The 6,526-nt window shown below is 67.2% G+C and carries 5 protein-coding genes; 4 read left to right on the top strand and 1 reads right to left on the bottom strand.

The window, feature by feature from the left end:
* Positions 1–80: 80 nt before the first annotated feature.
* Positions 81–434: a hydroxyisourate hydrolase gene (gene uraH / locus NX780_RS12675; protein ID WP_258828218.1), complete on the bottom strand. Its 354-nt coding sequence runs from the start codon at positions 432–434 to the stop codon at positions 81–83.
* A 103-nt stretch (positions 435–537) separates the two neighbouring features.
* Here uraH and puuE point away from each other — a divergent pair, with 103 nt between their 5' ends.
* From puuE to xdhC, 4 genes are all read left to right on the top strand, one after another.
* Positions 538–1,479 (top strand): allantoinase PuuE, encoded by a 942-nt coding sequence (gene puuE / locus NX780_RS12670; RefSeq protein WP_258828217.1) that lies wholly within the window; start codon positions 538–540, stop codon positions 1,477–1,479.
* A gap of 116 nt (positions 1,480–1,595) precedes the next feature.
* Positions 1,596–3,074 carry a xanthine dehydrogenase small subunit gene (gene xdhA / locus NX780_RS12665; protein WP_258828216.1) on the top strand — a complete coding sequence of 493 codons (1,479 nt, stop codon included), beginning with the start codon at positions 1,596–1,598 and terminating at the stop codon, positions 3,072–3,074.
* A 12-nt stretch (positions 3,075–3,086) separates the two neighbouring features.
* Positions 3,087–5,432 carry a xanthine dehydrogenase molybdopterin binding subunit gene (gene xdhB, locus NX780_RS12660; protein ID WP_258828215.1) on the top strand — a complete coding sequence of 782 codons (2,346 nt, stop codon included), beginning with the start codon at positions 3,087–3,089 and terminating at the stop codon, positions 5,430–5,432.
* The gene (gene xdhC / locus NX780_RS12655) at positions 5,429–6,526 is read left to right on the top strand and encodes a xanthine dehydrogenase accessory protein XdhC (protein ID WP_258828214.1); all 1,098 of its coding nucleotides are present in this window, start codon (positions 5,429–5,431) and stop codon (positions 6,524–6,526) included. The genes xdhB and xdhC overlap by 4 nt, the downstream gene beginning before the upstream one ends.

The raw sequence follows: 6,526 nt of genomic DNA, 5'->3' as shown, positions 1-6,526 counted from the left end.
AATGGACACGAGCTCTGCCTTAAGGCCTGGCAACTGTCGAGGCCGTGTCCGAATGTCAGACCTGACACCAACGATGTTTGTCAGCTGCCACGGTAAGTGGAGTAGGACCAGGGCGTGAGCACTAGCGGCACGTGGTAGTTCTGGGCGCTGTCATGGATGCCGAAGGCGATCGCGATGCGGTCGAGGAAGCGTGGGGAGGGCAGGTCGACACCCTGGGCGGCGAAGTAGTCGCCGGCGTGGAAGACCAGTTCGTACTGCCCTGTGAGCAAGTGCTCACCTTCGAGGAGAGGGGCGTCGCAGCGCCCGTCCGCATTCGTGTGGGCGGTCTTGAGCAGGGTGCGGCCGCGTGCGTCGATGGCGTACAGCTCGAGCTTCACGCCGGCGCCAGGGCGGCCATGGGCGGTATCGAGTACGTGCGTGGACAGTTTGGCCATGGCTGACATAATCCCCGATTGAGTTGAAGTATGCGGGCAATCATATACCGTTGTGCATCATGCAATATATAGTCAGGCGTATACCCGCTCATTCCTTGACGCCATGGACAGCTACTCGAACTACCCGCGCGACCTGGCCGGCTACGGCCGCAAGCCTCCTCATGCGCGCTGGCCCGGCGGAGCCCGGGTCGCCTTGCAGTTCGTGCTGAACTATGAAGAGGGCGGCGAGAATTGCGTGCTGCACGGCGATCCCGCTTCCGAGACCTTCCTGTCCGAGATCATCGGTGCGCAAGCCTTCCCGATGCGCCACATGAGCATGGAGTCGCTCTACGAATATGGTTCGCGCGCCGGACTGTGGCGGGTGCTGCGCCTGTTCGAGGAGCGCGGCCTGCCCTTGACGGTGTTCGGCGTCGCGATGGCGCTCAAGCGCAATCCTGATGCGGTGGCCGCCTTCCGCGAACTCGGGCACGAGATCGCCTGCCACGGCCTGCGCTGGATCTCCTACCAGAACGTCGACGAGGCCACCGAGCGCGCCCACATGCGGGAAGCGGTCGGGATCATGCGCGAGCTGACCGGCGAAGCGCCGCTCGGCTGGTACACCGGTCGCGATTCGCCCAACACGCGCCGCCTGGTGGTCGAGCATGGCGGCTTCGCCTACGATGCCGACCATTACGGCGACGACCTGCCGTTCTGGCAGCAGGTCGAAACAGGGGAAGGGCGCCGGGTGCCCCACCTGGTCGTGCCCTACACGCTCGATACCAACGACATGCGCTTCGCCGCCATGCAGGGTTTTAATTCCGGCACCCAGTTCTTCGACTACCTGAAGGATGCTTTCGACGTGCTGTATGCGGAAGGCGACCCGGACGGCCTGGACCGGCCGAAGATGCTGTCGATCGGCCTGCACTGCCGCCTGGTCGGGCGTCCCGCGCGGGCGGCGGCGCTGGCGCGCTTCCTCGATTATGTGCAGGGGCACGAGCGGGTCTGGATCACACGGCGCATCGATATCGCGAATCACTGGAAAACGGTGCATCCTTTCCTAGAATGAAGGGTGTGGGTGTTCCATTAGATATACGAATATATTGATAAGCAATATCAAGATAATCTTATAAGTCGAGGGTCCGGCGGTGTTAGCCTTCCGCCCTTGCCTGAAAGCCAGCCACCATGTCCGAACCGATCCGATTCTTCTACCGCGGGGCCGTCCACGAAGTACGGGATGCGTCGCCCACGCAGACCATCCTGCAGCACCTGCGGGAGGACTTGCATTGCACCGGCACCAAGGAAGGCTGCGCCGAGGGCGACTGCGGCGCCTGCACGGTGGTGATCGGTTCGCTGGAAGACGGCAAGCTCGCGATGAAGGCCGTGAATTCCTGCATCCAGTTCACGCCGACCCTGGACGGCAAGGCCTTGTTCACGGTGGAGGACCTGCAGGCGGCGGATGGCAGCCTGCATCCGGTCCAGCAGGCCCTGGTCGAATGCCACGGTTCGCAATGCGGCTTCTGCACCCCGGGCTTCGCCATGTCGCTGTGGGGCATGTACCTGAAGCAGGAAAGCCACGGGCTTTCCGGGCGCCAGCCCTCGCGCTGCCAGATCGACGACGCGCTGTCGGGCAACCTGTGCCGCTGCACCGGCTACCGCCCCATCATCGACGCGGCCCGCCGCATGGTGGAGCTGCCGCCCGCCGCTTTCGATCGCGCCGCGCTGGCCGAACGCCTGCAACTGCTCCAGCGCGCACATGGTTTCAGCTATGAGGCGCGCGGCCAGCGCTTCCACGTGCCGCGCTCGCTCGAGGAACTGGCGCGCCTGCGCGCCGAACGTCCCACTGCGCTGCTGCTGGCCGGCTCGACCGACGTCGGGCTCTGGGTCACCAAGCAGATGCGCGAGCTGAACGAGATCATCTACGTCGGCCAGGTCGAGGAGCTCAAGGGCATGCGCGAGAGCGGGGGCATGCTGGAGATCGGCGCCGGCATGAGCCTGAACGATGCCTATGCCGCGGTGTGCCGCCACTATCCCGGGGAGCTTGGCGAGATGTGGCAGCGCTTTGCCTCGCTGCCGATCCGCAACGCCGGCACCCTGGGCGGCAACGTCGCCAACGGTTCGCCCATCGGCGATTCGATGCCCTGGCTGATCGCACTGGGCGCCCGGATCGTGCTGCGCGGCGCGGCGGGCGAGCGCGTGCTGGCGCTGGAAGACTTCTATCTCGGCTACCAGCAGAAGGACCTGCAGGCGGGCGAGTTCGTGCAGGCGCTGCGCATTCCGCTGCCGCGCGCGGGTGTGCGCTTCCGTACCTATAAACTGGCCAAGCGCTTCGACCAGGACATCTCGGCGGTATGCGCCGCCTTTGCCCTCACGCTCGAAGGTAGCGTGGTCGCGGATGCGCGCATCGCCTTCGGCGGCATGGCCGCCACGCCGAAGCGCGCATCGAAGGCCGAAGCCGCCCTGATCGGCCAGGCCTGGAACGAAGAGGCGATGCGCGGCGCCATGGCGGCGATGCGCGAGGACTACGCGCCGCTGAGCGATATGCGCGCCTCCAGCGAATACCGCATGCAGGCCGCGCAGAACCTGCTGCGCCGCTTCTGGCTGGAGACCCGTGTCGACGATCCGCTGCCGGCCCTTGCCGTCAACGCCTTCGCGCAGGCCTGAAGGAGAACGCACATGAACGACGCCGCCAATCCCGTACTCGCCCGTGAGCTTGACAGCAGCTGGACCGAAGTCGGCCGCGCCCGCCCGCACGAATCGGCCCTGCTGCACGTACTCGGCCAGGCCACCTATAGCGACGACATCCGCGAGACGGCGGGCACCTTGCACGCGGCCCTCGGCCTGTCCAGCCGCGCCCATGCGCGCATCCTCGGCATCGATCTCGAGCACGTAGCAGCCAGCCGCGGCGTCGTGGCGGTGCTCACCGCCCGGGACATTCCCGGCCTGAACGACTGCGGACCGATCATCCACGACGACCCGATCCTGGCCGACGGCCTGGTCCAGTACGTGGGCCAGCCGGTCTTCATCGTCGTCGCGGACAGCCACGACAATGCGCGCCGCGCGGCCAAGCTGGCCAGGATCGACTACGAGGACCTGCCGGCCATCCTCACCCCGCAGGCGGCGCGCGCCGCGCAGTCTTTCGTATTGCCGCCGATGCGGCTTGCACGAGGGGACGCCGAAGCAGCCTTCGGCAGCGCGCCCTATCGCGTGAAAGGCGAGCTGCACGTCGGCGGCCAGGAACAGTTCTACCTCGAAGGCCAGATCGCCTACGCCATCCCCGGCGAAGACCGCGGCATGCACGTCTACTGCTCGACCCAGCACCCGAGCGAGATGCAGCACGTCGTGGCCCACGCCCTCGGCCTGCATTCCCACCACGTGACGGTCGAGTGCCGCCGCATGGGCGGCGGTTTCGGCGGCAAGGAATCGCAGTCGGCGCTGTGGGCCGCTGCGGCGGCGATTGCCGCGGTGCGTACCCGCCGTCCCGTGAAGCTGCGCGCCGACCGCGACGACGACATGCTCGTCACCGGCAAGCGTCACTGCTTCCACTACGAATACGAAGTCGGCTACGACCGCGAGGGCCGCATCCTGGCCGCGAAAGTGGACATGGTCTCGCGCGCCGGCTACTCGGCCGACCTCTCGGGGCCGGTCGCGACCCGCGCCGTCTGCCACTTCGACAACAGCTACTACCTGTCCGACGTCGACATCCGCGCCGCCTGCGGCAAGACCAACACCCAGTCGAACACCGCCTTCCGCGGCTTCGGCGGGCCGCAGGGCGCGATCGCCATCGAGTACGTGATCGACGAGATCGCGCGCAACCTCGGCCGCGACCCGCTCGACATCCGCCGCCTGAACTTCTACGGCAAGCTCGATCGCAACGTCACGCCCTACGGCCAGGTGATCGTCGACAACGTGATCCACGAGCTGGTCGCCGAGCTGGAACACAGCAGCGACTACCGCGCCCGCCGCGCCGCGATCGACGAGTACAACCGCAGCAGTCCCGTGCTGAAGAAGGGCCTGGCGCTCACGCCGGTGAAGTTCGGCATCGCGTTCAACGTCACCCACCTGAACCAGGCGGGCGCGCTGGTGCACGTCTACGTCGACGGCTCGATCCTGGTGAACCACGGCGGCACCGAGATGGGGCAGGGCATCAACACCAAGGTGATGCAGGTGGTCGCCCACGAACTGGGCGTCGACCTGGACCGCGTGCGCGCCACCGCCACCAACACGAGCAAGGTCGCCAACACCTCGGCCACCGCCGCCTCGACCGGCGCGGACCTGAACGGCAAGGCCGCCCAGGACGCGGCGCGCAAGATCCGCGATCGCCTGGCCGCATTCGTCGCTGCGGAGTTCGGCGCCGACGCATCCGAGGTCCGCTTTGCCGACGACACCGTCTTCGTGGCGGGGCAGGCGCTGCGCTTTGGCGAAGTGGTCGCCAAGGCCTATCTGGCGCGCGTGCAGCTCTGGTCCGATGGCTTCTACGCCACCCCGGGCCTGCACTGGGACCCGAAGACCATGAGCGGCCATCCTTTCTCCTACTACGCCTATGGCGCCGCGGTGTCGGAAGTCGTGGTGGACACGCTCACCGGCGAATGGAAGCTGCTGCGCGCCGACGCCCTCTACGATGCCGGCAATTCGCTGAACCCGGCCATTGACATCGGCCAGGTCGAAGGCGCCTTCATCCAGGGCATGGGCTGGCTCACCACCGAGGAGTTGTGGTGGAACCCGGCCGGCAAGCTCATGACGCACGCGCCCTCGACCTACAAGATCCCGGGCATCTCCGACTGCCCGCAGGACTTCCGCGTGCGCCTCTTCAGGAACCGCAACGTCGAGGACAGCATCCACCGCTCCAAGGCCGTGGGCGAGCCGCCGCTGCTGCTGCCGTTCTCGGTGTTCTTCGCGATCCGCGACGCGGTGTCGAGCGTGGGCGGGCACAAGGTCAATCCGCCGCTGAATGCGCCGGCGACCTGTGAAGAGATCCTCAAGGCGGTGGCGGCCGTCGAATCCGCTGCGAGCGCGGGTTGAGCGACTGGCTGCCACGGAAGCTGCTGGCGCCGGCAGTGCTGGTGACGGTCGCCCGCGTCGAGGGCTCCGTGCCGCGCGAGCCGGGCGCGCGCATGCTGGTCGATGCCGAGGGATTTCGCGGCACGATCGGGGGCGGGCACCTGGAGCACCGGGCGCTCGAAATGGCGCGCGCGATGCTGGAACAGGGCGCTGTTGAGGCCTGCCTGGAACGCTTTCCGCTCGGGCCCAAGCTGGGGCAGTGCTGCGGCGGGATCGCCTGGCTGGCCTTCGAGCCGGCGGATGCACAGCAACTGGCGCTGCTGGATCGCCGCCGCAACGAAGACACGTGGCGCGTGGTTTTCGTAGGGTGGACGGCTCCGCCGTCCGCGCGTTCAGCTCCCGTATGTGCAGTGGCGAACGATGCGGCAGACCATGCACTTGTTGAACGCGCGGACGGGAAACCCGCCTCTCGTGGCCCGGTCCACCCTACATTAATCGACGCCGCTGGCCGTCTGCTCGCGGGCGAGCACGCCCCGGCCTTCGACCCTAGCGCCGGCACCCACGTGATGGAACAAGACGGCCGCCTCTGGCTCGTCGACGCCGTCCTCGCCCCGCGCGCGCACCTGATGCTCTTCGGCGCCGGCCACGTCGGCGCCGCCATCGTCCGTGCCCTGTCCGACTTGCCCTGCCGCGTCACCTGGGTCGACGAGCGCGAGGACCTGTTCCCGCCGTCGGTCCCTGCCAACGTGACCGTCGAAGCCACCGACACGCCCGAAGCGCTTGTTGAAAACGCACCACAGGGCACCACCTTTCTGGTCATGACGCACAGCCATGCCCTTGACCTGCGCCTGGCGCACGCGATACTGTCCCGCCCCGGCCCATTGCACAATCGAGATTGGTTCGGCCTCATCGGCAGTGATACCAAGCGCCGCCAGTTCGAACACCGCCTGCGCGAACGCGGCGTGATGGATGCCCGCATCGACGCAATGGTCTGCCCCATCGGCCTGCCCGGCATCGAGGGCAAGGCCCCGGCCGTGATCGCGGCCTCCGTGGCGGCGCAGCTGCTCTCTGTATGGGAAGCTGCAAGCCGCCAACCAGAAGATTCAACGGAATAA

Source organism: Massilia agri, assembly GCF_024753255.1.
Classification (GTDB): domain Bacteria; phylum Pseudomonadota; class Gammaproteobacteria; order Burkholderiales; family Burkholderiaceae_D; genus Telluria; species Telluria agri.
Note: the sequence above shows the minus strand (reverse complement) of the source record. Positions and strands in the feature narration are given on the sequence as shown.